This window comes from Kibdelosporangium aridum, from assembly GCF_900176515.1.
In the GTDB taxonomy this organism is placed as follows: Bacteria; Actinomycetota; Actinomycetes; order Mycobacteriales; family Pseudonocardiaceae; genus Kibdelosporangium; species Kibdelosporangium aridum.
In genome coordinates, this window is the sequence record NZ_FWXV01000005.1 from 46,424 (window position 1) to 72,224 (window position 25,801).

26 protein-coding genes are annotated in these 25,801 nt (G+C 65.8%); 14 read left to right on the forward strand and 12 right to left on the reverse strand.

Annotation, left to right across the window (positions count from 1 at the left end):
- Positions 1–34: 34 nt before the first annotated feature.
- The gene (locus B9C43_RS55785; RefSeq protein WP_143446635.1) at positions 35–604 is read left to right on the forward strand and encodes a TetR/AcrR family transcriptional regulator; all 570 of its coding nucleotides are present in this window, start codon (positions 35–37) and stop codon (positions 602–604) included.
- Between the two features lie 34 nt (positions 605–638).
- Complete coding sequence (locus B9C43_RS27495) at positions 639–1,523, forward strand: patatin-like phospholipase family protein (RefSeq protein ID WP_084429918.1); 885 nt, start codon at positions 639–641, stop codon at positions 1,521–1,523.
- On the opposite strand, the gene B9C43_RS27500 is transcribed toward B9C43_RS27495, so the two are convergent.
- On the reverse strand, positions 1,464–2,609 hold the full coding sequence (locus B9C43_RS27500; RefSeq protein ID WP_084429919.1) for a 4-hydroxybenzoate 3-monooxygenase: 1,146 nt from the start codon (positions 2,607–2,609) through the stop codon (positions 1,464–1,466). The genes B9C43_RS27495 and B9C43_RS27500 overlap by 60 nt on opposite strands.
- A 22-nt stretch (positions 2,610–2,631) precedes the next feature.
- Positions 2,632–3,129 carry a nucleotidyltransferase domain-containing protein gene (locus B9C43_RS27505; protein ID WP_084429920.1) on the reverse strand — a complete coding sequence of 166 codons (498 nt, stop codon included), beginning with the start codon at positions 3,127–3,129 and terminating at the stop codon, positions 2,632–2,634.
- Positions 3,130–3,218: 89 nt separating this feature from the next.
- On the opposite strand from B9C43_RS27505, the gene B9C43_RS27510 reads away from it, so the two are divergent.
- The 4 genes from B9C43_RS27510 to B9C43_RS27525 all read left to right on the forward strand — a co-directional run bounded on the left by B9C43_RS27510 (position 3,219) and on the right by B9C43_RS27525 (position 6,706).
- The gene (locus B9C43_RS27510) at positions 3,219–3,797 is read left to right on the forward strand and encodes an ArsR/SmtB family transcription factor (protein ID WP_084429921.1); all 579 of its coding nucleotides are present in this window, start codon (positions 3,219–3,221) and stop codon (positions 3,795–3,797) included.
- Positions 3,794–4,489, forward strand: coding sequence for an SRPBCC domain-containing protein (locus tag B9C43_RS27515; protein ID WP_084429922.1), 696 nt, complete (start codon positions 3,794–3,796; stop codon positions 4,487–4,489). Before B9C43_RS27510 ends, B9C43_RS27515 begins: the two co-directional genes overlap by 4 nt.
- 78 nt (positions 4,490–4,567) lie before the next feature.
- Complete coding sequence (gene map, locus B9C43_RS27520; RefSeq protein ID WP_084429923.1) at positions 4,568–5,359, forward strand: type I methionyl aminopeptidase; 792 nt, start codon at positions 4,568–4,570, stop codon at positions 5,357–5,359.
- Positions 5,360–5,488: 129 nt separating this feature from the next.
- Positions 5,489–6,706: an MFS transporter gene (locus B9C43_RS27525; RefSeq protein ID WP_084429924.1), complete on the forward strand. Its 1,218-nt coding sequence runs from the start codon at positions 5,489–5,491 to the stop codon at positions 6,704–6,706.
- On the opposite strand, the gene B9C43_RS27530 is transcribed toward B9C43_RS27525, so the two are convergent.
- A complete protein-coding gene (locus tag B9C43_RS27530; RefSeq protein WP_084429925.1) occupies positions 6,675–7,643 on the reverse strand; it encodes a D-2-hydroxyacid dehydrogenase in 969 nt (322 codons plus the stop codon). The genes B9C43_RS27525 and B9C43_RS27530 overlap by 32 nt on opposite strands.
- 18 nt (positions 7,644–7,661) lie before the next feature.
- Positions 7,662–8,060: a DUF5134 domain-containing protein gene (locus B9C43_RS27535; protein ID WP_160096729.1), complete on the reverse strand. Its 399-nt coding sequence runs from the start codon at positions 8,058–8,060 to the stop codon at positions 7,662–7,664.
- 153 nt (positions 8,061–8,213) lie between these two features.
- Between B9C43_RS27535 and aroQ the strand changes: the two genes are divergently transcribed.
- Positions 8,214–8,711 carry a gamma subclass chorismate mutase AroQ gene (gene aroQ / locus B9C43_RS27540; RefSeq protein WP_084429926.1) on the forward strand — a complete coding sequence of 166 codons (498 nt, stop codon included), beginning with the start codon at positions 8,214–8,216 and terminating at the stop codon, positions 8,709–8,711.
- Between the two features lie 119 nt (positions 8,712–8,830).
- Here the strand turns inward: aroQ and B9C43_RS27545 are convergent, their stop codons facing one another.
- Positions 8,831–9,253, reverse strand: coding sequence for a cupin domain-containing protein (locus B9C43_RS27545; protein ID WP_084429927.1), 423 nt, complete (start codon positions 9,251–9,253; stop codon positions 8,831–8,833).
- Positions 9,254–9,616: 363 nt separating this feature from the next.
- Here B9C43_RS27545 and B9C43_RS27550 point away from each other — a divergent pair, with 363 nt between their 5' ends.
- The 5 genes from B9C43_RS27550 (at position 9,617) to B9C43_RS27570 (ending at position 14,369) form a co-directional block, all read left to right on the forward strand.
- On the forward strand, positions 9,617–9,877 hold the full coding sequence (locus B9C43_RS27550; protein ID WP_037267227.1) for a LuxR C-terminal-related transcriptional regulator: 261 nt from the start codon (positions 9,617–9,619) through the stop codon (positions 9,875–9,877).
- An 85-nt stretch (positions 9,878–9,962) separates the two neighbouring features.
- Positions 9,963–10,277, forward strand: coding sequence for a hypothetical protein (locus B9C43_RS27555; RefSeq protein ID WP_143446636.1), 315 nt, complete (start codon positions 9,963–9,965; stop codon positions 10,275–10,277).
- A gap of 83 nt (positions 10,278–10,360) precedes the next feature.
- Positions 10,361–11,212, forward strand: a complete 852-nt coding sequence (locus B9C43_RS27560) for an LLM class F420-dependent oxidoreductase (protein ID WP_084429929.1) — start codon at positions 10,361–10,363, stop codon at positions 11,210–11,212.
- 84 nt (positions 11,213–11,296) lie between these two features.
- A complete protein-coding gene (locus B9C43_RS27565) occupies positions 11,297–12,901 on the forward strand; it encodes a flavin monoamine oxidase family protein (protein ID WP_084429930.1) in 1,605 nt (534 codons plus the stop codon).
- A gap of 10 nt (positions 12,902–12,911) precedes the next feature.
- Positions 12,912–14,369, forward strand: coding sequence for an APC family permease (locus tag B9C43_RS27570; protein ID WP_084429931.1), 1,458 nt, complete (start codon positions 12,912–12,914; stop codon positions 14,367–14,369).
- Here B9C43_RS27570 and B9C43_RS27575 read toward each other — a convergent pair.
- The 6 genes from B9C43_RS27575 to B9C43_RS27595 form a co-directional block, all read right to left on the reverse strand.
- On the reverse strand, positions 14,300–15,739 hold the full coding sequence (locus B9C43_RS27575) for an FAD-dependent monooxygenase (protein WP_084429932.1): 1,440 nt from the start codon (positions 15,737–15,739) through the stop codon (positions 14,300–14,302). The genes B9C43_RS27570 and B9C43_RS27575 overlap by 70 nt on opposite strands.
- An 8-nt stretch (positions 15,740–15,747) precedes the next feature.
- Entirely contained in the window at positions 15,748–16,713 is a 966-nt protein-coding gene (locus B9C43_RS27580) for a lanthionine synthetase C family protein (RefSeq protein ID WP_084429933.1), read from the reverse strand.
- Between the two features lie 72 nt (positions 16,714–16,785).
- On the reverse strand, positions 16,786–16,914 hold the full coding sequence (locus B9C43_RS59660) for a hypothetical protein (RefSeq protein WP_268811593.1): 129 nt from the start codon (positions 16,912–16,914) through the stop codon (positions 16,786–16,788).
- 21 nt (positions 16,915–16,935) lie between these two features.
- Positions 16,936–19,518 (reverse strand): class IV lanthionine synthetase LanL, encoded by a 2,583-nt coding sequence (gene lanL / locus B9C43_RS27585; protein WP_200825713.1) that lies wholly within the window; start codon positions 19,516–19,518, stop codon positions 16,936–16,938.
- A gap of 177 nt (positions 19,519–19,695) precedes the next feature.
- Complete coding sequence (locus B9C43_RS27590) at positions 19,696–21,069, reverse strand: aspartate aminotransferase family protein (RefSeq protein WP_084429935.1); 1,374 nt, start codon at positions 21,067–21,069, stop codon at positions 19,696–19,698.
- A 99-nt stretch (positions 21,070–21,168) separates the two neighbouring features.
- The gene (locus tag B9C43_RS27595) at positions 21,169–21,654 is read right to left on the reverse strand and encodes an Lrp/AsnC family transcriptional regulator (protein WP_033387786.1); all 486 of its coding nucleotides are present in this window, start codon (positions 21,652–21,654) and stop codon (positions 21,169–21,171) included.
- A 163-nt stretch (positions 21,655–21,817) separates the two neighbouring features.
- On the opposite strand from B9C43_RS27595, the gene B9C43_RS27600 reads away from it, so the two are divergent.
- Together B9C43_RS27600 and B9C43_RS27605 are read left to right on the forward strand one after the other, a co-directional pair.
- Positions 21,818–23,194, forward strand: coding sequence for an APC family permease (locus tag B9C43_RS27600; RefSeq protein WP_084429936.1), 1,377 nt, complete (start codon positions 21,818–21,820; stop codon positions 23,192–23,194).
- A complete protein-coding gene (locus B9C43_RS27605) occupies positions 23,191–24,642 on the forward strand; it encodes a gamma-aminobutyraldehyde dehydrogenase (protein WP_200825714.1) in 1,452 nt (483 codons plus the stop codon). Before B9C43_RS27600 ends, B9C43_RS27605 begins: the two co-directional genes overlap by 4 nt.
- Here B9C43_RS27605 and B9C43_RS27610 read toward each other — a convergent pair.
- Positions 24,614–25,750, reverse strand: coding sequence for a trans-sulfuration enzyme family protein (locus B9C43_RS27610; protein WP_200825715.1), 1,137 nt, complete (start codon positions 25,748–25,750; stop codon positions 24,614–24,616). The genes B9C43_RS27605 and B9C43_RS27610 overlap by 29 nt on opposite strands.
- Between the last annotated feature and the right edge of the window lie 51 nt (positions 25,751–25,801).

The window sequence follows — 25,801 nt, forward strand, 5'->3', positions numbered from 1 at the left end:
TGACAAAGTGAAGACGACTGGTCACATTGAGGGCATGCCCAGGGCAAGTGTTCGTGAGGTCATCGTCGAGACGGCCGTGCAAGAGATCCACAAGTACGGCTATGCCGCGTGCTCGGTCGACACCATCACAAAAGCCGCGGGCGTGCCGAAAGGGTCCTTCTACAACCATTTCAAAAGCAAGGAGGACCTCGGCGCCGAGGTCGTCCGCCGCTACGCCACCGAGTCCGAGTGGCACCGGTCGACGCCGGGCCTCTCACCGGTGGAGCAGCTCAGGGCGCGGTTCACCACGATGGCGGACCTCTTGGCTGGCAACGACTTCACCCGGGGCTGCCTGATCGGCAACATGGCCGCCGAACGCGCCGACCACAGCGACATCATCCGCACGCAAGTCGCGATCAGCCTTGGCACTTGGTCGGACAGCATCGTCCAAGCCATCAAGGAAGCGCAGGCCGCCGGCGAGGTTGGCGCCGACCTGGATGCTGATCGGCTCGGCCGGTTCGTCCTGAACGCGTGGGAGGGCACATTGCTGCGCGTCAAAGCTGACAAGAACACACAACCACTGGACGACTTCTTCACTGTCGTGTTCGACACGATCTTGCGGTAATAATGATCGTGCGTCCGGTCAGTGAGGAGCCCCGATGTCGCACGTGGAAACATTCGTGGGCCGATCCGTGACCAAACATGCGCTTGTGCTGGGCGGTGGCGGTGTCGCCGGTATCGCGTGGATGACCGGAGTGCTCGCCGGTCTTGCCGAGGCGGGTATGGACGTGACTGGCGCGGATCTGGTGGTCGGCACGTCGGCAGGTTCCACCGTGGCCGCGCAGCTGGGCAGCGGCTTGAGCCTGGACGAGCTCTACGCGAGGCAAGTCGATCCCGCGTTGCAGAACAAGGAGATCGACCCAGGCGTCGACCTGGAGTCCTATGTGGCCAATCTGGCCGATGTCCTCGACGGCGTTTCCTCGTCTCTGGAGATCGGGCGCAGGATCGGCGCGTTGGCCTTGGCCGCGGACACCGTGCCGGAGGCCGAACGGCGAGCCGTGATCGCGTCCAGGCTCCCTTCGCACGAATGGCCTTCCTTCAAGCTGAAGATCGTCGCGGTCGACGCGGAAACCGGTGAGCCGCGCGTGTTCGACAACTCCTCAGGCGTCAGTTTGGTCGACGCCGTGGCCGCGAGCTGTGCCGTGCCCATGATCTGGCCACCTGTGACCATCGATGGCCGGCGCTATGTCGACGGTGGGATCCGCAGTACTCACAACGCCGATTACGCGGCGGACTATGACAAGGGCGTTGCGCTGCTGCCGATGGGCGTGACGCAGTTGGTGCCTTCCCAGGACCTGTTGCTTCCCTCGTGGGGTGATGACATGACTATCACTCCGAACGAAGCGTCCGCCGAGGCGATCGGTACCACTCCGCTGGACCCGAGTACCCGGGCACCGGCTGCCAAGGCAGGCCGCGCCCAAGGACTAGAAATCGGCACGCTGTCCGATGTAGATCTCCGCGAAGGACTCAGCGGCTCGTCGTGATCCCAGCAGCCGCCGCAGGCGCGCACGGGAAAGCTCGTTCTGGAACGGATCCGGCGAGCCGTGGAAGATGTCGGACAGCCACTGGGAGAATTCCTGGTACTGCCAGACCCGGCCGAGGCACGCGGCGGTGTAGTTGTCCAATGTGGACTCATTGCCCTCGTAGTGCGCGATGATGCCTTCGGCCAGCAGCAAGGCGTCGTGAATGGCGAGGTTCATGCCCTTGGCGCCGATCGGCGCGACGAGATGGGCCGCCTCACCAGCGAGGAAAAGCCGCCCGGACGACATCCGGTCGAGCACGTAGTTGTGCATGTCCAGAACGCGTTTCTCGATCAGCGGCCCCTCGATGATCTTCCCGTCGGAGACCGTGAGCCGCGCGTGCAATTCCGTCCACACCCGGTCATCCGGCCAGTCGGCATCGGTGTCGGTGGGAGAGCATTGCAGGTAGAACCGAGTCACCGTGGGCGTTCGTGCCATGTGGGCGGCGAAGCCTCGGGGGTGGATGCCGAAGATGACGCCGTCCGCTGACGGCGGCGCCTCGGCAAGCAAGGCGAGCCAACCGATGCCGTAGTCGTGTCGTGCGATATTTGCTGGCACGTATGCCTGCGTGACGCCTCGCGCGCCGTCGCATCCGGCGACGAAGTCGCAGTCGATCCGGTGGTGGCCTTCGTCGTCGGTGAAGGTGACGAACGGTTCGGTCGTCAGGTCGTGCAGCTGGACATCGCTTACGCTGAACCGGACTTCACCCCGGTACACGGCAACGAGATCCTTCACCAGTTCCTGTTGCGGATAGACGAAATGCCGCTGTCCGGTGAGTTCGGCGTAGTTGAACGGATGCCGTTCGCCCTCGAACCGGAACTCGAACTTCCCGTGCGTCTGCGCCCGCTCAACCAAGCGATCGGCCAAGCCGTGCCGTTCGAGTTCGCGGACCGCCCACTCCTCGATGAACCCGGCCCTGGGACGGTGCTCGATGAACTCGCGGGTCTCCTGTTCGAGCAGCAGGCAGTCGATGTCCGCCTGACGCAGGAGGTTGGCGAGGGTAAGTCCGGCAGGCCCCGCCCCGACGATGACAACCCGAGTACGCCCCATGGACCGAAACTAACACCCACCCTCAGAAGTGCGTGTGAATACCGAACGCCTGACGCAGCTGAGCCATGTCATGCCGATCGCGTTCGCTCGGCTCATACCCCTGATGGAAGTAAACCTGCTGCTCAGCGGACAAGCACGGCACTTGGCGGCCATCAATGACGCCCGTGACGAAGCAATCGGCCGGGTAGACGAACGGCTTGTCCGGTTGCAGCGAGGCTTGACGGGCACTGCCGTCCGGTTGGAAGACCAGGGGATGCAGATCGATTTCGCGGCTGTCCTCGTGGGCGTGGACGAACCGGATCGGGCGCCAGTTCAGGATTTCGGTGAAGCCCGCGGCTGTGAGGGCATCGAGAATGCCTGGCTCCTGCTCTTGCCTGTACATGAGGTCGAGGTCTCGGTGGTCACGGGTCTGTTGCCCGATCAGTGCGTCGATGCCCCAGCCACCGCCGACCCAGACGTCGAAGTCCCGCAACAAGTCCAGAATCCCGAGAACGTCCTTGCCTTCCACACCCGCAAGCATGCTCCACCGCAACGACAACGCCCCAGGGAGTTGTGCTGGCTTCTGTCGAGGCCTTGACAAGTTTTCTTTTCCGGACGACTATCACTTTCGTGAAGTCGATCGCCGAGGTCACCAGCACCGAAGCCGTGCAAGCCATGGCGCATCCAATGCGCCTGCGGATCCTTGCCGCGCTCAGGGAACCGGGTTCCGCGGCGGGCGTCGCGCGTGAGCTGGGGGAGCCCCGCCAAAAGGTGAACTACCACGTCAAAGAGCTGGAGCGGGTCGGTCTCGCGCATCGTGTCGGCGAGCGCCGCGCAGGCAACTTGGTCGAAAGCCTCTACCAGGCAACCGCCGCCACCTACGTGGTCTCGCCGCGTCTCGCCTGGGTCGACCGGCCGCGGATCGAGGCGCTGGCCGAACAGGTGGCGTTGGAGAACCTGGTCGCTGTCGGTGAGCGGTTGCAGCAGGCGGCCGCGCTTCTGCTTGACCGGGCCGCGTTCGATGGCGAGAAGATCGCCAGCGCCGCCGTCGAGGCTGAGGTTCGCTTGGCGGATGCCGCGCAGCGGACCGCTTTTCTCAAGGAGTACATGTCGGCCGTCGGGCCGATCTTGAAGAAGTATGGGGACTCGCAAGGAGATCCGTACCGGGTCGTCCTCGCCGTGCATCCGGATCCGAAGGAGCAGTCGTGAACTACGGCAAGTACGAGAAGACTTTCTCGCTGTCCGTCCCGGTCGAGCGCGCGTGGCAGGCGTTCACCGACGCGAAGGACCTCGAGGCGTGGCTGACGGGCACGGTCGAGGAAACCGACGTTCGCCCCGGTGGCCGGATCGCGTGGGCCGCGGACGATTACGGGCAGCTAGTGTGGGACATCGTCGAGGCCGACCCGCCGAACAAGCTTGTCTACAAGGAAGGCCCGGGCATTCTGCCGGTCGAGACCGACGTCACCGTCACGTTCGAGGAGACCGACAGCGGCACCCGGATCACGGTGACCCAGGCGGGTTTCGGCGAAGGCGAGGACTGGGGATCGCATCTGGACAGCGTTGGTCTCGGCTGGGTGCAAACGCTGGCCGCGCTCGATCTGTACCTGCGCACCGGTGTGCGCTACGACAGGTTCTTCACGTTCCAGTCCGGACTGGGCATGATGACCGAGGACTGGCTCGCCGGTCCGGTCGTCGTGTCGGTCGATGACGGCGCTTTCGCCGCCAAGGCAGGGATCCAGCCCGGCGACATCATCCTGAAGCTGGGCAGCGCTCCGGTGTTCGGGCGCACCGATCTGTGGCTGCTCACCCGGGAACACCCTGTCGGCAAGGAGATCGAGGTCGTGTACGCGCGCGGCAGCGAGGTGCTGACTGCCCGTGCCGCACTCACTGACCCGACATAGCGTCCGGAGGTGGTATTACTATACCGGCAAGTGCTAGGGTGCCGGTATAGTAATACCAACCCGTGACGTGAGGTATTCGTGATTGAACTGAAGACGCCCGCGGAGATCCAGCGCATGCACGTGGCCGGGCGTTTCGTCGCCGAGGTGCTCTCCGAGATCGGCCGGCTCGCTGACGTGGGCGTCAACCTCTTGGACCTGGAGCACCATGTGCGGGGCATGATCAAACGGCGCGGGGCGCAGTCGTGCTACTGGGATTACGCCCCGCCCTTTGGCAAAGGCCCGTTCCGCAACGTCATCTGCCTGTCGGTCAACGACGCCGTCCTGCACGGCTTGCCTCACGACTACACGCTGCGCGACGGAGACGTGCTCAGCGCGGATCTCGCGGTCAGTATCGACGGATGGGTGGCCGATTCGGCGCGCACGGTCGTGGTCGGAACCGCCGCCGAGGAGGATCTGCGGATCATCCGCGCCACCGAGGAAGCGTTGGAAGCGGCGATCGAGGTGGCACGTCCGGGTAACCGGCTGGGTGACATCTCCGCGGCGATCTGGGCGGTCGCCTGTGATTACGGCTATCCGGTCAACACCGAGTTCGGTGGTCACGGCATCGGCCGCACCATGCACGAAGAACTCCACGTTCCCAACAAGGGCCGGGCGGGCCGCGGCCTGAAGCTCCGGCCGGGCCTGACCCTCGCGCTCGAACCCTGGTTCGCCCGCACCACCGACCAAATCGTCTATGACCCCGACGGCTGGACGATCCGATCAGCCGACGGCTCACGCACGGCCCACTCCGAGCACACGGTTGCCATTACCGAGGACGGCCCCTTGGTGCTCACCCGGCGGGAAACGGAGAAGTCCGCCCAAAACGCCTGACGGCCACGCTGGGTACGTCGATGTCGGTCACAAAGTGCTGGCATCACCTCACTTCCAAGAAAGATCGCCCCCGGATCGAACATCTGTTCGAACGCGTGCTAGGGTCTCCGGGCGGCGAAAGGGGGAGTGATGGTCCGGGGCCCGATCTGGTCTGCTGCGGTGGTGTTCCTCTTGGGACTCAACCTCAGGCCTGCGGTGACGAGCCTCGGATCGGCGCTGCCGGACATCGCGGCCGCACCGGGAGTGACCGGTGCGGTCGCGGCGGTCCTTGTCGCGCTTCCCTTGTGGGTGTGCGGAATCGGCGGTTTGCTCGCGCCGTGGTTACAGGCTGCGACGGGTACACAAAGGACGGTTCAGGTCGCGCTGGTCCTGCTGGCGGCCGCACAGGTGGTCCGGGTCGCGGATGGACCGTTCCTGCTCATCGCTGGAACTGTGTTGGTGTGCGTGGCGATCGCGTTGATCGCGACCATGCTTCCGTTGCTGGTCGGTGGAAAGTCCACGGCGTTCAGTGTCTGCTACACGCTGTCACTCGGCTGCGGCAGCACAGCGGGAGCGCTGATCACGCCGTGGATCGTCAGCGAGTCGTCGTGGCGCTTCGGCTTGGCCGGGTGGGCCGTGTTGGCGGCGGTCACTGTGCCGTTTTCCCGACGACTGGACGGAAATCGGCCACAGCGGGGTGTGCTGAGCCCGCTCGCGGTGTCGAAATCGGGCCGGGCATGGGGTTTGACGGTCTATTTCGGACTTGTTTCCACGGTGACGTTCCTGGTGATGGGCTGGTTACCGGCGATCCTGCGGGACGCGGGCGTGTCGGCGGATGTCGCCGGGGCTTGCCTGAGCCTGTCCATGATCCTTGGCCTGCCGATGATGTGGCTGGTGCCGTGGTGGGTGCATAAGCGGCACAATCAGCACGCGTTGCTGGCCTTGCTCGTGCTGCCAAGCATGATCAGTGTTGCCGGGTTGCTTGCCGCGCCAGCCGTGATGCCGTGGTTATGGGCGACTGGGCTCGGCGTCGGCATGGGCGGTATCGCCTTGGCGTTGACCAGTATTCCGAGACGGGCGGGCGCGGATCCACAGATCACAACGGCGTTGTCGGCGATGGTTCAGGGCGGCGGGTTCCTCATCGCCGGAGTTGGCGCGCTCGCTTGTGGACTCGTGCACACCATCACACAGTCATGGCAAGCCTCACTGGTGATGGTGCTCGTTGTCCTCTGTGGACAGGCGGGTGCCGGGTTGGTCGTGGTGCGGCCGGGGGTGGTGCGGTCCGCCGCTGTTCCACAGCAGCGGACCGCTGCCTGGCCTGAGCGCGTGCCACATCTCAGTGCCAATGAGCCTTGTCCACCACGTTGATCAAAGGGTCGCCCGCGGCGAAGCGTTTCGCGTTCTCCACGGTGACCGCGAACCGGCGTTCTTCGGCGTGCGGACCCGCACCCGCCACGTGCGGCGTGATCAGCACGTCCGGCCGTGTCCAGAGTGGATGCTCCGGCGGGAGCGGCTCCGTTTCGAAGACGTCGAGGGCGGCTCCGGCGAGTTTGCCTGCGGCCAATGTGTCGTTGAGTGCGTCGAGGCGTAGCGTCGGGCCGCGGCCGATATTGACCAGATAAGCATTGCTGCGCATTTTCGCCAGCCGCTCGGCGTCGAACATTCCCTCGGTTTCCGGTGTGTGCGGCACGGTGATGATGACCAAGTCGGCTTGACCGAGCCGCTCGTCCAGTGCGGCCGCGGGCAGCATTTCGGCGAATCCTTCGACCAGGTCGGTCTGCCGCGCGTCGATGCCGATCACGCGGGTGCCGAATGCCGAAAGCATCCGGCCGACCTCTTTGCCGATCGCCCCGACGCCCACGATCAACGCGGTCGACTCGGCCATCGCCAGCACCGACCCGGGATCCCAGTCGGGCGCCCAGTTCGACTGAGCCTGTGCGCGGACGTACTGCGGCAGTCCGCGCGCCAGCGCCAGGACGAGTGCCATGGTGTGCGTGGCGACGTGGTCGGTGTACGTGTCCCGCATGTTGGTGACCTGGACCGGGTGCTCGATCAGCTTGGGGTGGTAGAACCCGGCGGGCGGCCCGGCTTGCGGAGCCTGCAACCATCGCAGCTGTCCGGCGTGCGCCAACAACTCCTCAGGCAGTGCACCGTAGGCTGCGTCCGCCGTACGCAACGCCTCGGCAGCTTCCTCGGCGGTGTCCGGTCGCAGCACGCGAAGGCCGGGGACGGCCTCGGCGAGCCGCTGTGGCCACGTGGCGGTCTCGTCCTGCTGCGGCGGCACAAACACCATGGTGAAGCTCATGCCCGGCATTATCCCTGCTCACATCGCCAGCAACATCAGGCCGGTGCCCGCGCTCATGGCGGCGTGGCCGAGCGCGTCGACCTGCTTCCCAAGCAGTGGGATCGTGGCAATCAGGAAATACCAGGCAAAAACGACCATAACCTGATGGCCGACGGGAACGGTCATCGCGCAGACCATCCACGCCATGCTCGCGCCCATGAGCGCGTGGTGCACCGCACGCAACCCGTGCCGCCGGTCAGGCACGGTGGCCAAGCCGGCGAACCACACCGTGATCGCGGTGAAAACGGCTACCTGGAGCCAGAGGGGCAGCGGGACACCCCAGACCATCGCGACCATCGCCAGGCTCATCACCGCGTGGCCGCCGCTGGTGACCCGCTCGGCCCCGGCAGCCGTGGCGCAGCCGATCGTGAACCACACGCCGGTCCCCAGGAATAAACCGGTCAGCAGCCAGTTAAAAGACATCAAGACACCTCCATGTCAATACAGACCGGATAGGAGGCGGAAACTGATCGGGGCGGTACCGTGGATTTCATGGGGTACGTGACCAGGTTGGGCAGTGCGGGGTAGGCGATGGGCGGCTTGGCCATCGGACCTGTGGATCCCTTCGGCCCGCTCGCCGAGCTGGCGGTGCGGAGGGTGATGCTCAGCGATCTGGTCGCGGCCGCGAAGTTCGGCACGGGTCAGCAGATTGACGACCCGGTGCGGGAACAGCAGATCCTCGACGCCGTCGTGGCCGAGTCAGTGCGCCGAGGCATGCCCTCGGGGCCACCGGCCGGGTTCTTCCGCGCGCAGATCGAGGCGAGCAAGGTCGTCCAAAATGGACTGTTCAAACGATGGGAACGGCACCCGGACCAGCGGCCGGCTCGCACGCCTGATCTGGCGACCGAAGTACGCCCGCAGCTGGACCTGCTGACCGAGCAGATTCTGGGCCAGTTGCACGCGACGGTGGAGCTCTGGCGGCCGACGATGCTGTGCGGGATCTGGCGCCTCGACGACATCGTTCACTCGCTGGACGAACTGCACCGGCACGCGGTCGCGGTGTCCTTGCGCCCGATTTTCGCTAGCTGAAGCCGATGCGAGAGACGCACCGGCTTCACGCGTGCTTCACAGGGTTTCGGTCAAAGCGTTCGTCAAGGACAAGTCCGGTGATGGTCAAGCCGGATGACGATTGGCCGAAAACCAGGCGGCTACTGGAAGTCGCAGCCGGGGTTCGGTTCGTCCACCGACAGCGGCGCACCTTCCGGCAGGACGTACAGGACGTCCAGCACCACTGGTGTTTTTCCTAGGTTGCGGCCGACGTGGATGTTGCTCTGTCCGGCGGGCTCGACGAACACCGAGCCGGGCTCGTAGATGCCGTCGATCGAGCAGTCCGCCTTGTTGTGCGTCAGTGTTCCGCTGCGTACCAGGGCGTAGAGCGTCCCCTCGTGGTGGTGCCAGCCAGTCGTTCCGCCCGCGGCCAGGGTGATCTCCCTGAGAATGTAATCCTTGCCACCGGCGGTCGTCTTGCTGATGATTGTCCCAGTGACCCCGCTGGGGGGAGTGGCGTTGGCTGTGGTCGCCGACAAAGCGACCGTGGTGAGCACCGCGCCGGCGAGTGCGGCTAACCGCATGAGTTGTCTCCTCTCGTCATGGTCCATTCTGGGTCCATAAACCATCATGGACTGTCCACTCTCGACATCCATCCTGGCCCGATGCCCGAATGGTCACCACACACTGCGCGAAAACTCCAGGCCGAACGCCTTGCTGGCCGCCTTTGCGGGTGTAGCGTCGTTCTTGTCGCACTGCGATGGGGTGTGACAGCCTCAAGAAACGCTTTACCGAACAGATATGAGGGCAGGGCTCGTATCTGCTCACAACTCGGTGCCGATGCCCCCTTCGGCACCGGGCAGCGTATGAGGCACGGCCTGGTGTGATGTCGGCGCTGGCATCACACCAGGCGTCCTACCGACCGCCGTATCGGGAGCCGTACCGAAATGAAGCCCTCTACCACTCCACGTGTTGTCGTTCTCGACCGGGAACAGCGGGAATTGCTGCGCTTGCTCGCCACTGGCCTGCCGGACACCGCGATCGCCCGCCGGATGTCGCTCGCGCCACGGACTCTGGCTCGCCGGATCTCCAGCCTGTACCAGATGCTCCAGGCGGACAACCGTTTCCAGGCCGGTGCCGCGGCCGAACGCCTCGGCCTGCTGGCCGGTGCGCGCGCGGACGAACACCCGAAGTCCGTCGCCGTCTGACGTTCTCGTTCGAACATGTGTTCGAACCTGTGATAAGTTCTCCGTCGGTCTTACCGTGCTCGCGAGCCGACGGGGAATGGCGGACATGCGCAGTCGAGTGATCAGGATCTACCAGCCGTGGCCGACGCCTGTGCGGGCCGCGTGCTACACCGATCCGGCTGTGTTGCCGGAGATCGATGCCTGGGTCGACAGGTTGCGGGAGCAAGGCCTTGTCCCGCCGGACGTCGACTTCGCCATCCGGGATGGCAAAGCCGGCCCGGTGGGCGTGCTGGGTGATCACGAAGGCGAGCACGAACTTCGGCCGACCGGGTTCCTGGTCTTCGGCCGCGGCAGGTTGCAGGTACTGGACGAGTCGGCGTTCTTCGGCCAGTACCACGACCCCGCCAGGGATGAGATCTGAAAGAACACGTTCCAGTCGCGACCCTTGCTGCTTGGCATAGCGGGCATTGCGAAACTGAAACGTGTTCTAATACTCTGCCTGGTGTGCGGTATGGGATCGTGCTGTTCACCAGTGACCGTGGCATCGCGCCCGCGGTGGCGGCGGCTGCCGCCGAGCGGGCCGGCCTGGATTCCTTCTATGTGCCGGAACATACGCACATCCCGGTCAAACGGGAGTCGCCGCATCCGCACACCGGCGATTCGTCGCTTCCGGACGACCGCTACATGCGGACCCTCGATCCGTGGGTCGCGCTCGCGACCGCGGCCTCGGTGACCACTCGGATCAGGCTGGCGACCGCGGTGGCCCTCCCGGTTGAGAGCGATCCCATCACGCTGGCCAAAACAATTGCCAGTCTCGACCACTTGTCCGGCGGTCGGGTGACCCTGGGTGCGGGGTTCGGCTGGAACGTGGACGAACTCACTGACCACGGCGTTCCCGGTGCGAAACGCCGGACCGTCCTGCGTGAGTACCTGGAAGCCATGCGTGCACTGTGGACTGACGAGGAGGCCAGCTACGCGGGTGAGTTCGTGTCGTTCGGTCCGAGCTGGGCGTGGCCGAAACCGGCGCAGGCGCACATCCCGGTGCTGATCGGCGCCGGCGGTACCGAGAAGACCTTCACATGGATCGCGCGGTCGGCCGACGGCTGGATCACCACGCCGTACGAAGTGGACATAACCGACCAAGTGGCCACGCTGCAGGCGATCTGGCGGGACGCCGGGCGCCGCGGTGCGCCGGAGGTCGTCGCGCTGGGCGGGCGGCCTGATCCGGATCGGTTGGCGCACTTGGCGTCCATTGGCGTCACAGAGGTCGTGTTCGGTTTGCCCGACCGTGCCGCGGATGACGTCGCGGCCTGGATCGGCAGGCTCGGTGAACGGCTCGGCCTTCAACCGAGGTAATTCATCCTCGCAGTTGACTTTGGCAACGGATTTCGTCGCAATCGGGCGTTGACAGTGCGAGATTCGTGCTGTTGCATCTTCGCCATGCCGCGTACAGAGATGTTCCGCTTCGTGCGTCAGGTTGCGGTGGACCATGCTGTAGCCGAGCGACTTGGCATGCCTGTGCTCGAACACCGCGAGGCGCGGCTGGCGCGTGCTGCCGAAGCGCGCACGATCAGCCGTCGCGATGTCCTGAAAATCGGTGGTGTGCTGGCAGGCGCCGCGATGCTCGGCCTGCCGAGACCCGCCAGTGCCGCGACACATCCCAAGGTCGCGATCATCGGCGCCGGGCTCGCCGGGCTCAACGCCGCGCTGACCCTCGCCGACGCGGGCGTGAAGTCCACGGTGTACGAGGCGAGCGACCGAGTCGGCGGCCGGATGTTCTCAGAGCGCACGTACTGGGACGCTGGGCAGATCGCCGAGCACGGCGGCGAGTTCATCGACACCGACCACGAAGCTGTGCGGGACCTGTGCGTCCGCTTTGGCCTCGGGCTGACCGATGTCCGTGCCGCCGCGCCGAAAGACGGCAAGGACGTGCTGTTCTTCGACGGCCGGTACCGCTCGCACAAGGAGTTCGTCGAAGACTTCCGGCCGGTCTACAAAGCGCTCGAGGCGGACGTCGAGAACGCGCCGGACGCACCGACATGGGACGCGACCACACCCGCCGCGACGGCACTGAGCAACATGAGCGTGGCCGAATGGATCGCGACACGCGTGCCCGACGGCTGGCTCGCCCGGTTCCTCGAAGAGGCATATGTCGTCGAATACGGCAGGCAAGCCGACGAGCAGACCGCGGTCAACCTGGTCTACATGATGATCGACCAGAGCGATCTGGAAAACCCGAACGTCTGGGGCGCGTCCGACGAGCGCTACCACATCACCGGCGGAAACCAGCGGCTGCCCGAAGCGATCGCGGCCGCGTTGCCCAAGGGCACGATCGAACACGGTTGGCGACTTGAAGCCATCAAGCGCAATACCGACGGCAGTCAAACCCTGACGTTCGAGGGCGGCAAGACGGTCACAGCGGATCACACGATCCTGGCCGTGCCACTCGGCGTGCTGAAACACATCGACTACCGGCGCGCAGGTTTCGACGCCAGGATGAAACGTGCGATCAGTGAGCTGCACATGGGCTACTGCACGAAACTCAACATGCAGTTCCGGGAACGCGACTGGCTGGGCCGTGGTGTGTGGCCGGGGATCTCCAACGGTGCCAGCTTCACCGACCTTGGCTACCAGCAGATCTGGGATGCGACAGCAGGACAAGCGGGCACGAAGGGCATCGCGGTCCAGTACGGCGGCGGCGATGGTGCCCTGCGGTTCCGCCCGTCGCGGCCGTTCCTGGATTCGGGCAACGCGTACGTGCGGGCAGCGGTCCGGCAGAACCTCGACCAGTTCGGCAAAGTCATTCCCGGCGTGGCCCAGGACTGGACCGGCAAGGCAACGCTGGCCGCATGGCATCTGAACCCGGACTCGTACGGCGCCTACAGCTGCTATCCGATCGGCTACTGCCATCGCTATGCCGGTTACGAAGGAATGCGACAAGGAAACATCCACATCGCCGGTGAACACACCTCGGTGGACTACCAGGGATATATGAACGGTGCGGCCGAAAGCGGTGCCCGCGCCGCCGCGGAAATCCTCGGTTAGAGGAGGGGAAGTGGACCGGCTCAAGCCCAATTCGGTCGGCCTGCTCGGTGTGGTGTTCATGGCGGTGGCCACTGCGGCACCGATCACCGCGATGACAGGCAATGTCCCGGTGGCAGTCGCGTTCGGAAACGGTATCGGCGCACCGGCCGGTTACATTTTCGCGACTGTCGTGCTGACGGTCTTCAGCATCGGATTCGTCGCGATGGCGCGCCGGATCACCTCGGCGGGCGCGTTCTACGGCTTCATCTCCCACGGCCTGGGCCGGGTGATGGGATTGGCCAGCGGGCTATTGGCGGTGCTGGCGTACATCGTGTTCGAGGCGTCGATCGTGGGCATCTTCGCGTACTTCGCGGACACCACGATCAACGCCCAGCTGGGTCTCGACCTGCCGTGGCAGCTCTACGCGGCGATCATGCTGGCGGTGACGGCGGCGTTGTCCTATTTCGACATCCACCTGGCCGCCAAGGTCCTCGGCGTTTTCCTCATCGCCGAGATCGCTGTGCTGGCACTGATGGCATTCGGAGTGTTGTTCCACGGCGGCGGACCCGACGGCATCCCGCTCGATCCGGTCGAACCGACGGCGGCGTTCGGCGGAGCAGCGGCGGGATTCGGCTTGTTCATGGCCTTCTGGTCATGGGTCGGCTTCGAGTCGACGGCGATGTACGGCGAGGAGTCCCGCAACCCGAAGAAGATCATTCCCATCGCGACACTCGTCGCGGTGGTCGGCATCGGACTGTTCTACGTTTTCGTGTCGTGGATGGCGATCGCGGGCAACGGCCTTGACGAGTCGGTCGCACTGGCGGCCAAGAGCCCGCTGGATCTGTTCTTCGCCCCCACCGAACAAACGGTTGGTCACTGGGCCGTGGTTGCCTTCCAATGGCTGATGATCACCGGTTCTTTCGCGTGCGGCATGGCATTCCACCAGTGCGCCGCACGGTACCTCTACGCGTTGGGACGCGAGGGCCTGATCTGGCGGCCACTCGGCCGGACCCACCCGAAGCACGGCTCGCCGTTCGTGGCTTCCTTCACCCAGACCGGAATCGCGGTCGTGATCGTGGCCCTGTTCAGCCTCTCCGGGCAGGATCCTTACCTCGGCCTGTACACCCTGATGGCATTGCTGGGCACAATGGCGATCCTGATCGTGCAGGCACTGTGCTCGTTCGCCGTGGTGGGCTACTTCTGGCGGCGCGGCGGCAACAAGCTGACGACTCTGTTGGCTCCCTTGCTCGGCGGCGCAGGCATGATCACCGTTGTCTGGCTGTTGTTCGACAACGCTGACGCGGCGGCAGGCCCAGCGGCGCGGTCCACTTTGTTCGCCGCGATCCCGTGGATCGTCGCGGGAGTGTTCGCAGCCGGTGTCCTCGGCGCGCTCTACCTGCGCAAGGCCAAACCCGAGACCTACGACCGGCTCGGCCGGATCGTGTTGGAGGACACCGAAGAACGCACCGAACGGATCGCCGCGACGTAGCCGTCCGGGCGAACCAGCACCTGCGTTGCGGGGAGCACGTCGTAAGCGCCGAAGGCCTGTCCTTCGTGATCGGTGAACTCTCCGCCGAAACCGGGCGGGAACACGCTGTACGTGCGTACTTCACCCGGCCAGTTCGGCGGATCCGCGGATTCCTGTCCGAAGGCCAGCACAGTGGCATGCGTGCCGTGGAAGAGCTCGAACAGCCGAGTCAGGCGCCCGTCGCGGGCCTGGACGAGTGCGTCTGGAGCACGGTCACCGGCACGCAGGGTTCCTGGTTTGGCGCGTTCGTCAACCGACAGTGGGCTATGACGGTAACTCAGGTCGAGCTCCGGCGGTACTTTGTCACCGCTGGCGTAAGTCCGCGTCAGACCGGTGATCATGGTATGGATCTGACTCGCGACCCTGTGCCGCTCCTGGTGGTAGCTGTCCAGCAACGCCACGCATTCCGAATTGGACAGTGCGGTGGCGAGTTTCCAGCCAAGGTTGTACGCGTCCTCGACACCGGTGTTGAGCCCGTAACTTCCGGTGGGCGGATGGACATGTGCGGCGTCACCGGCGAGGAAGACACGGCCGATCCGGAAGCGTTCCGCGACACGGAGATTGGACCGCAGCACGGTCGACCACCTGAGGTCGCGCAGGCGGACTTCGCCGGCGCCGCAACGGCTGTCCAGCAGGGCTTGTACGCCCGAGTGTGTGGTTTGCGGGGCGTCCGCACCGAGTGGTGCCCGCAGTTGGAACAGCGGTGGCTGGCCGGAAACGGGCACGAGCGCGAGCCCCTGCGCGAACCAATGCGCGCACGTCGTGTCCAATCCGTCGATCTCGACATCGCAGATCAACATTCGGACCGTTTCGTCGGTCGTGCCCGGAAACGGCACGCCGAGTACGTGACGCACAAAGCTCTTTCCACCGTCGGCGCCGACGAGGTAAGCGGCACGTATCTCCTCGCCGTTTAGACGCACCGTCACCGCTTGGGCGTCTTGGGACAAACCGGTCACAGCGGTTCCCAGCTGAACCCGCACACCGAGCGCGGCGAGCCGGTCCCGGAGCAGCTGTTCGGTTCTGGCCTGACCCAGCAACCACATATTCGGACGTTGCCCGGTGTGCGTGATCCTCTCCCGACGATGCGACAGCGCGCCATCGCGGTAGGTCTGTACCGGGTACTTCGCGTGACCTGCTGCCAAGACCTCGTCGAGGACGCCGAGATCGTCGAAGACAGTCAACGTCCGGGGGACCAGCGCGTCGCCGCGTGAGCTCGTCGGATACGCATCGACCTTGTCGACTATCCGCACGTCGACGCCGCGCCGAGCCAGCTCGATCGCCAGCACGAGGCCGGTCGGTCCGGCCCCGGCGATCAACACTTCGGTGTCCATGTCCCTCCTCACGACAGCAGCAGCGCGCGGTCCCAGTCCGGCGGCTCCGGTGCGACGGCGGCGAGCAGTGCGAGCACCACACCTGCTGTGCCGTCGAGGAAACCCGGCTCATCGGGCGCGGACGTCACGAGCTCGGCTGCGAGCTTCGGCATGGCCGCGACGAGCTCAGGATCGCCGGTGTCCGAGGCGAACCGGAAGGTGACCTGAAGCAGGCCGGCCCTTCCGTGGCAGAGGCCGACGTCCGGCGTCGCGCCCTGACGGTGTGCGGCTTTGACCGTTGACACCGCACGATCGCACATGTCCGGGTCACCAAGGGAAATCCCCGCGTGCCACAGCGCGCGGGCCATACCGGCGCTGCCACGGCACCACGTTGTCCCTGGCATCTCGACGGCGTGCTGCAAAGCCAGCGTGGCAATGGCGTCCCGCTGTCCCGGGACGCGCACGCCTGCCCTTTCGGCCAAACAAAGCAAGGCAAGCGGGCCGGAGCTGCCGTGGGCCATACCTGGCGGAAGGTCCGCACTCGCAGCGGCCAGCGCTGTCAACACGGTCGCGAGCGCCGGTTCGTCACGTCGGCACAGCATGTACGCGCCAGTTCCGGTCAGTCCGGAGATGAGGTCGACCTCGCGTTGACTGCCGCCACCAAGTGCGCGAGATCGTGCGATGGCTTGCCGTACCACGCTTTCGTGTATGTCCGGCACGTCCCGCGCCAGCATCCACGCGGCGAAGGCGACTCCGGCAAGCCCGCCATACATTCCCGGTGACGCGCCGAGCCCACCGAGCCGGTGGACGCCCGCGACGGTCGCGTCGAGATAGTTCTCGGCCATGGCACGCCAGCCCTGCCCCGGCAGGCAGCGATCGAGCTGGTTGAAGGCCAGCACGAGACCAGGCCCGCCGTCAGCGAGGGCAGGCCGGACGCACTGCGGCGCCGGACGCGGCTCGCCGACGAGTGCGGTGATGGCGTCGAGCGTGATCATGGTTCTCCGTGATCGATGGAGCCGGGTTCTGCGCGGCCGCGCGACAGGTGGCCGCGCAGAACAGCGCCGCCGTTATTCCTTACAGCGCGGCGGATCGGTGCACGAACCGCTGGTCCAGTCGGTGTCGCAGCACATCACCGGGTTCAACTGCTCGGTGTCGGTCTCCGGCAGCGTCTGGAGTTCAAGGACGTCACTCTGCATCTCGCTCTCACCTCCTCAAGGTCACTCGAAGTCCGGCAGCCACGCTCGGCCACCGCCGTATTCGAGGCGGAGCAGGAAATCCAGCGCCCCGGACAAGCCGACTTGGTAGCTGGCCTGGACTTCGCGCAATGTCTCGTCGGGTACCAGCAACCGGTCGGCACGCCGGGTGGCTCGCGTCGCGAGGCACACCACCGCTTCCTCCGCCCAATACCTGTACTGCGCCTCGCCAGTCGCGTCGGCGACATCGAGCAACAACTGCGCATTGCCCGCGACGCCGTGGCACGTACTGGGGCTGTGCCGCCAGCGATCCCGATGGACCACGCGGGCGGCTCGCTCGGCGTGATCGAGGAACACCTGTTCACCGGTCGCCTGCCACAGCCGGATCAGGAAGGTGCCGATGCCGCTGGCGCCATGGCACCACAGTGTCAGGCCCATCCGCTCAGTACGACCAGGCCCTTTGGGCCACAACACCAATTCCCCGTCGCGCTCGGCCACCGCGCACAACGCATGGCCGCCGGACGCCGCGATGTCCACCAGTTCAGGCCAGTCCAGTGCGCGCCCGGCGATGAGCAGGAACGTGGCAACGCCCGCTATTCCGTGTCCGAAGCCGTAACTCGGGCATCCGGCGAGCTCCCGGCGATGTTCCAGCGGCCATTCCACACCGCTCGCCGAGTTCTCGAGTAGACGGAGCACTCGATCCGCGCATTCCGTGGCTCGGTCGGCGAACCGTCGATCCCCAGTCGCCCACCAGAGGTGCACCTGGGCAAGACCAGCGCCGGCCAGCCCGTGGCAGATGTCGGGATTGGACCAGTCCAACGGAATGCGCAGGGCATACGCGGTGGCCTGGTCGGCCAGCGCGGTGTCACCGAGCGTCCTTGCCGCGTCATACAACGCCCACACTGCGCCGGACCGTCCAAAGTGGAGGCCAGGAAGGATCCGGTCAGGTTGGGTCAGTCGTCGTCCCAACCACTCGGCCGCACTCCGCAGCACGGGTTCGACCTCGGGATGCGCCCCTGTCCGGACGGCACGGTCGAGCACCGCGAGCACTCCACCGGCACCGAGCTGGACATTGCAGGGATCGCCCGCAGGCACGCCACGGCCACGGGGCCACAGGTATTCGGCATTCACGTCGATGGTTTCGGCCAGATAAGCAAACCCGTCACGCGACAACCGGTTGGCGACACCATTCAGTGCGGGAGCCTCGACAGCGGCTACATCTGGCTTGGCACTGAGAAATGCGACGGCCTTGTCCAGCGGCCACCGATCCGGCACGTCCGCGGTCATGCCGATGACCAGCGGGGCGAGGGCACGCAGCGCCGGATGTTCCGGCGCCGCGGCGCCGACGATCGCGGCGAGCCGGTCAGCGACCGGCCTGACTGGCTCGGTGTCCTCGGCCAGCACCGGATTGATTCCCGTCGCGGTGTGCAGCAGTGTCGCGCCGATGCTGAAGCAGTCCACTTCGGGCCCGGCCTTGACACCGTCGGCGGCAGCGAGGTGTTCGGGCGCGGTGAACCCGGCCGTGCCCCTGACATGGACGGCGGCACCGAGCTCGACCGCGCATTCCAGATCGATCAGCACCGGCTCGTTCCGTGGCGTCATCATCACGTTGCTGGGCTTGAGATCCCGTACGACGAATCCGGCGGCGTGTGCCTGTGCCACAAGCCGGGTGAGGTCACGGGCCAGCCGCCACATCAGCTCCAGTGGCATGCGCGCGCCGTTGCGCGTCGCCTGGTCGATCGACCACTCGGTCAGGCTCGTGCCCTCGATCAGGTCCTCGACAAGGAAGACATGGCCACTGGACTCGAAGACCTCTCGCACCGCCGGCGTCACCCCGAGCGGAGCGAGTTTGCTCAGCACGTGCGCCTCATACCGCAGCCAGTCCCGGGCGTCGCCGTCGCTGGTCCCCGCGCCGATGTGCGGGCGCGCCTCCTTGATCAGCACCGCCTCGCCCGTGCGCTGGTCCTCAGCCCGGTAGACCCCGCCCCGGTTGGCGTGCCGAATTGCCTCACGGACCAGATAACGGCCTGCGAGCAGCACAGGTCGGCCGGTGCCGCCGTTTCGGGCAGACTGCTCGAACGGCGGCACCGCCCATTCGGGAGGCGAGAACCACGGATTGCGCTTGTCTGGGACGAAGCTGCCGTCGGGAGCCAGCAGCTGCCCCTCGTAGAAGCCTTCGTCGTTCAGTTCGCGAGCGGACGTGAAGCTGCCGTAGCGGTAGTGCACGACGCTGTCCGGCCGATAGCGCCGATCGGACAGGATGGCCGGTCCAGCCAGGCCGATCGTTGCCTCGTGCAGGCGCTGAGCCAGCTCACGCAGCTGGTCGTCGTCAGTGGGATAGACGGTGAGGAACTTGCCTGACTGGGCACGCGGCGCCCGCACGCCGGTCAGGTCGATGAGAACCCGCGGGCAGGAAGCGAACTTGAACGCACAACGGTGTTCGGCCAGGATCGGTGTCACGGCTTCGAGGACGTGGTGGGCCGTCGAGGCGATCGCCGAAACGTGCAGTTTCCAGCCCTGCCTGCGGTGTGTGTGCAGGGCAGGCGTCACCATGCACCACGTTGCCCCGTCCTGGAGTGTCCACCCGGGAGCCTCGGTGCCCAGCACCCGCCGGACTATCGCCTGGTAGTCCGACGATGTTGCCGTTGTCAGGCTGGACAGTGCGCCACCCCCTTGCCGGAATTACCTGTCCGACAAGGTAACGACGCGTGACGGTGATTCTCTCTCCCGAAGGGGCGGCAGTTCGGGAGTGCCCGTTCATCGCCCCCTTCGGGCGGCGCCAAGTCAGAGCAGGTGCCACGCCTCGGTGAGCACCTTGCGCAGGATCTGCTCGATCTCGTCGAACTGCTGCTGGTCGCAGATCAGCGGGGGCGAGAACTGGATCACCGGCTCGGCGCGGTCGTCGGCACGGCAGTAAAGCCCGGCGTCGAACAGGGCACTGGAGAGGAAGCCGCGCAACACGCGCTCGGACTCCTCGGCGCTGAAGGTCTCCTTGGTTTCCTTGTCCTTCACCAGCTCGATGCCGTAGAAGAACCCGGCGCCACGGACGTCGCCGACGATCGGCAAGTCACTCAGTTTGTCCAACGTGGACCGGAAAGCTGCCTCATTGGACAGCACGTGGTCGTAGATCCCCTCGTTCTCCATCAGATCCAGGTTCGCAATGGCGACGGCACACGACACCGGGTGTCCGCCATACGTCGAGCCGTGCAGGAATGTTGTCGTGCCTTGGAGATACGGCTCCATCAGCCGGTCGCTGACCAGGACCGCGCCCAGCGGGGCGTATCCGGACGTCAGTCCTTTGGCGACGGTGATGATGTCGGGCTGGTAACCGTACCGCTTGGCGCCGAAGTCGTGTCCCAGACGGCCGAACGCGCAGATGACCTCATCGGACACCAGCAGAACGTCGTACTGGTCGCAGATCTCGCGCACTCGCTGGAAATAGCCAGGCGGTGGCACGAAACACCCGCCGGTGTTCTGCACCGGCTCAAGGAAAACCGCCGCGACCGTGTCCGGGCCTTCCATCTCGATCGCCGCGGCGATCTGGTCGGCGGCCCAACGGCCGTACGCCTCAGGGTCGTCGCCGAACACCGGTGCGCGGTAGATGTTGGTGTTCGGCACCTTGATCGCACTGGGCACCAACGGTTCGAAGTCCTGTTTGGCCGCCGGGATGCCCGTGATGGACAGTGCGCCCTGCGACGTCCCGTGGTACGCGAGCGAGCGGCTGATCACCTTGTGCTTGGTGGGTTTGCCGGTCAGCTTGAAGTACTGCTTGGCCAGCTTCCACGCCGTCTCGACGGACTCGCCGCCGCTCACCGTGAAGAAGACCCGGTTGATGTCACCCGGTGCGGACGCGGCCAAACGCTCGGCCAACTCGACCGCTTTCGGGTGGGCCGTGCCCCACAACGGGAAGTAGCCCAGTTGACGCGTCTGCTCGGCGGCTGCCTGCGCGAGTTCCTCGCGGCCGTGGCCGACCTGCACCGCGAACAGGCCTGCGAGGCCGTCGAGGTAGCGCTTGCCTTCGGCGTCGAAGACGTAGGCGCCCTCGCCGCGCACGATCACCGGCGGCGGCGTGTCAGCGAAGGTGGAGTGGCGCGTGAAGTGCATCCACAGGTGCTCACTCGCGGATCGGGCCAGGTCGGCGGCGTCGTAGGCGGTCATGCCTGCTTTATCGCACACTCGCTACGGATACGCAAGTAAATCACCCTTGCGACCGATGTTTCCGGTATTCAGACCGTGATCAAACTACGGATTCCGTAGTCACCGAGTGCCCCACTGATAGGACTGCTTGCGCAGCTTCAGGTAGACGAGGGTCTCCGCGTTGCGCACGCCGGGGATCGCGCGGATCCGGGTGGAGATCAGCTCGAGCAGGCTGGCGTCGTCGGTGCAGATGACCTCGCAGAGGATGTCGAACCGGCCCGCGCAGACCACCACGTAGTCGATCTCGTCCATCTCGGCGAGCGCGTCGGCGACGGGCTCGATCGGGCCGGCCACGTTGATCGCGATCATCGCCTGGCGGAACAGCCCGACCTGCATCGGATCGGTCACCGCGACGATCTGGATCACGCCGGCGTCGGCCAGTCGCTGCACCCGCTGGCGGACCGCGGCTTCGGACAGCCCGACGATCTTTCCTATCGTCGAGTACGGCATCCGGCCGTCCTGCTGCAGCTGCTCGATGATCTGTTTGGCGATGTCGTCGAGCAGAGGGGCCGCTGTCCGCTCTGGTGCCGTGTTCTTCCGGTTCACGCTGGCATTATGACCGGTCGGTCAGAAAGGCTCGCCGGTCCGGCGGATCCGGGACGTGTCGCGACGTAAACAACGGATTTCGTCGGCGATAGGCCGTTGACATTGCGGTATCCGCGTTGTTTTATGCGTCACACCACGGTGACGTGAGGCGAGGAGAGTATGGATGACCGATACGGCGACTCCCGCCAAGGCCGCGCTCGTCCCCACCGAGCCGCGGCGGCTGACCAGATCGATCGGCGTGTTCGGGGGAACGCTGTTGACGTTGAGTTGTCTGACTCCGGCGTCTTCGCTGTTCGTGGTAGTGCCTCCGCTGCTCGGCGAAACCGGCACCGGGACAGCGTTGACCATCGCGCTGGCCGCGTTGCTCTGTATCGGCGTGGCCTTGTGTTACGCGGAGTTAGGCACGCTCGTGCCCAGCGCCGGTGGTGAATACGCGATGGTGGGCATCGTCGCCGGGAGGTTCGCCGGCTGGATGATGTTCGTGCTGTCGTTCATCATCGTGTTGATCATTCCGCCGGTCATCGCGTTGGGCACGGCGGACTACCTGCATTCCGTGATGGACGTGGATCCGCGGGTCGCGGGGGCGGTCGTCATGCTGCTGGGAACCCTGATGGGCCTGCTCAACCTGCGTGCCAACGCCTGGATTACCGGCATCTTCCTGGTTCTGGAGATAGTCGCGATCGCCGTGGTGGCGTTCCTCGGCTTCGGCAACGCACAGCGCCCGGCCTCCGTGCTGGTCAACCCCACCGTCACCGACCCGGTCGAGCCGCTCAGCACGGTCACGATCATCGCCGGGCTAGCCGTCGCGCTGTTTGTCCTGCAAGGGTTCACCACCGCTGTCTACCTGTCCGAGGAGATGCACAACCCACGCCGCACGGTCGTCCGGACCGTTCTGTGGACGCTCGGCATCGGCGCGTTGGTGGTGATCATCCCCGTCATCGCGATCACGTTGGGAGCGCCGGATATCACGACGCTCACCGGCGGCGACATCGCGGCGATGGTCACCGGCTGGAGCAACACCGGGGTCGGCGTGTTCGTCAGCCTCAGCATCGCGTTGGCGATCATCAACGCGGTGATCGTCATGGTCATCCAGAACTCCCGCGTGCTGTACGCCTCCGCCCGTGACCGCGCCTGGCCGGAGGTTGTGAATCGCGCATTCAGTACGGTCAGCAACCGGTTCTCGTCGCCATGGGTGTCCACATTGGTCGTTGGTATCGGCGGCGCTGTGCTGTGTTTCGTGCCAGTGGAGACGCTCAGCGGCGTCACCAGCGTCGTGGTCGCCGCGCTCTACCTGGGCGTCGCCATCGCCACGTTGACAGGGCGCCGGGGCGAGCACCGCGGCAAGCCTGCGTGGCGAATGGCGGGTTGGCCGGTGCTGCCTGTTTTGATCGCGCTTGTCCTGCTTTACGTCGTGGCTCAGCAGGCGCCGCTCGATCTGCTGATCACGCTCGGGGTGCTCGTCGCGGCTACCGTGTACTGGGTGGCCTACCTTCGCCCGCGACCAGCGGACCGCTGGGTCGTCACCGTTCCGACCGAATGACATCACCGGAGATTCTGTTGTCTGACAAGCAAGTCTTCCGCAACTTCGTCAACGGCAAGCACGCCGACGCGGCCGACGGGCGGACGCTCGACATCGTCAACCCGGCGACCGGCGAGGTCTACGCGACCTCCCCGCTGTCCGGTCAGTCCGATGTGGACGTCGCGTTCGCTGCGGCCGGGACCGCGTTCGAGACCTGGCGGGACACCACTCCGGCGGAACGCCAGCTGGCGTTGCTGCGAATCGCCGACGCCCTGGAGGCGCGGTCCGAGGAGTTCGTCCAGCGTGAAGGCGAGAACACCGGCAAGCCGATGGCCGTGACCCGGGTCGAGGAGCTGCCGGTCGCGGTCGACCAGATCCGGTTCTTCGCAGGCGCGGCCCGCGTACTGGAAGGCAAGTCGGCCGGGGAGTACCTGAGCGGCTTCACCTCGTACGTCCGTCGCGAGCCCGTCGGCGTCTGCGCGCAGGTCACGCCCTGGAACTATCCGCTGATGATGGCGATATGGAAGATCGCGCCCGCGATCGCCGCCGGGAACACCTTGGTACTCAAGCCGTCGGACACCACACCGGCGACCACAGTGATGCTGGCCGAGCTGGCCGCGGAGTTCCTGCCGCCTGGCGTGCTCAACATCGTCTGCGGTGACCGGGACACCGGCCGATCCCTGGTCACGCACCCCACGCCGCAGATGGTGTCGATCACCGGCTCGGAACGCGCCGGCATCGAGGTCGCGGGCGCCGCCGCGGCTGATGTGAAGCGCGTACACCTTGAACTGGGCGGCAAAGCTCCGGTCGTGGTGTTCGACGACGCCGACATCGCCGCGGCCGCAAAGGCAATCGCTGCGGCCGGGTACTTCAACGGTGGCCAGGACTGCACCGCCGCGACCCGGGTGATCGCGGGCGCGGGCGTACACGACGATTTTGTCGCTGCTCTTGCCGAGGCCGCCAAGGAAACCCGAACCGGCGGGCCCGACGAGGACGTCTACTACGGCGCACTGAACAACGCATCCCAGCTCGCCCGGGTCAGCGGCTTCATCGACCGCCTTCCGGATGCCGCAACCATCCACAGTGGAGGATCGGCGGTCGGCGAGCGTGGCTACTTCTACGCGCCGACGGTGGTTTCCGGCCTGAACCAAGGCGACGAGATCGTCACCGATGAAGTGTTCGGCCCGGTCATCACCGTGCAGGAGTTCACCGACGAGGCCGAGGCCGTGCGGTTGGCCAACGGCGTGCGCTACGGCCTGGCCTCATCGGTGTGGACGCGCGATCACGCCACCGCGATGCGGATGTCCCGGCGGCTGGACTTCGGCTGCGTGTGGATCAACACGCACATCCCGATGGTGGCCGAGATGCCGCACGGTGGCTTCAAGCACTCAGGCTACGGCAAGGACCTGTCCATGTACGGCCTCGAGGACTACACCAGGATCAAGCACGTGATGTCCGCGCTGGACTGAGCGCTTGCTCGATGTCGGCCCACAGGTCGTCGGGATGTTCGACACCCACGGCGATCCTGACCATGTTCTGGCTGACACCGGCGGTCCGTAGCTCGTCGGCGGTCAGGTGCCGGTGGGACGTGGTCGCCGGGTGCATGACGGTGGTTTCCGTGCCACCGAGGGAAGACGCGTTCATGATCAGTTCCAGGTTGCCCATGAACTGCTGTGCGTCGGTGACTTCGGTCGCGATGATGGCGCCGTAACCGCTCAGCAGTTTGGTCGCCCTGGCATGACTGGCGTGTGTCGGCAGGCCCGGATAGTGCACTGCGGACACCGCTGGATGCGCCGCCATGCGTTCCGCCAGCATGGCGGCGCTCTCGCAGGCACGGTTGACCCTGAGCGGCAATGTCTTGAGGCCACGGATGATCAGCCATGCCGCGAACGGGTCTGCGACCACGCCGAGGTTGATCGCGTGCTTCCAGGCTTGCCGGTAAAGGGCTTCGTCGGCGAACACGGCGACACCGCCGACCACGTCGTGATGACCGCCCAGGTACTTGGTCGCCGAGTGGATCACGATGTCGGCGCCGTGTTCGATCGGCCGGCACAGCAGGGGAGTGGCGAACGTGCTGTCGACCGCGGTGAGCAGGCCGTTCTGCTTGGCCTCGGCGGCCAGCGCGGGCAGGTCCGGCACGTGCCCGATCGGGTTCGCGATCGTCTCCAGGAACAGCAGCTTGGTGCTTGGCCGCAGTGCCGTGCTCACCTCGGCCGGGTCGACGCCGTCGACATAGGTGACTTCGATACCCCATCGGTCGGCGAGGTGGTTGAACATCGCGACTGTGCCGCCGTAGAGCGCCTTCTGGGCGATGATGTGGTCGCCGTGGCGCAAGATCGTCTGCAGTACGGTGCTGAGCGCGCTCGATCCCGACGCTGTGACCAGCGCTTTCTCGCCCTGTTCCAAGTCGGCCATGGCTTGCTCAAGCGCTCGGTTGGTCGGGTTGCCGTACCCGCTGTAGGCGAAGGAGTCCGGATCTGACATGGCCCTGGTCAGCTCTTGCGGGCTTTCGAACCGGAAGTTGGACGTCTGGTAGAGCGGCACGGTCACGGGCTGACCAGGCGCAGGGGCGGTCAAGCGGGCTGCTCGTGTCTCACGGTGCATGATCAGAGTCTTGTCGGAAAATTG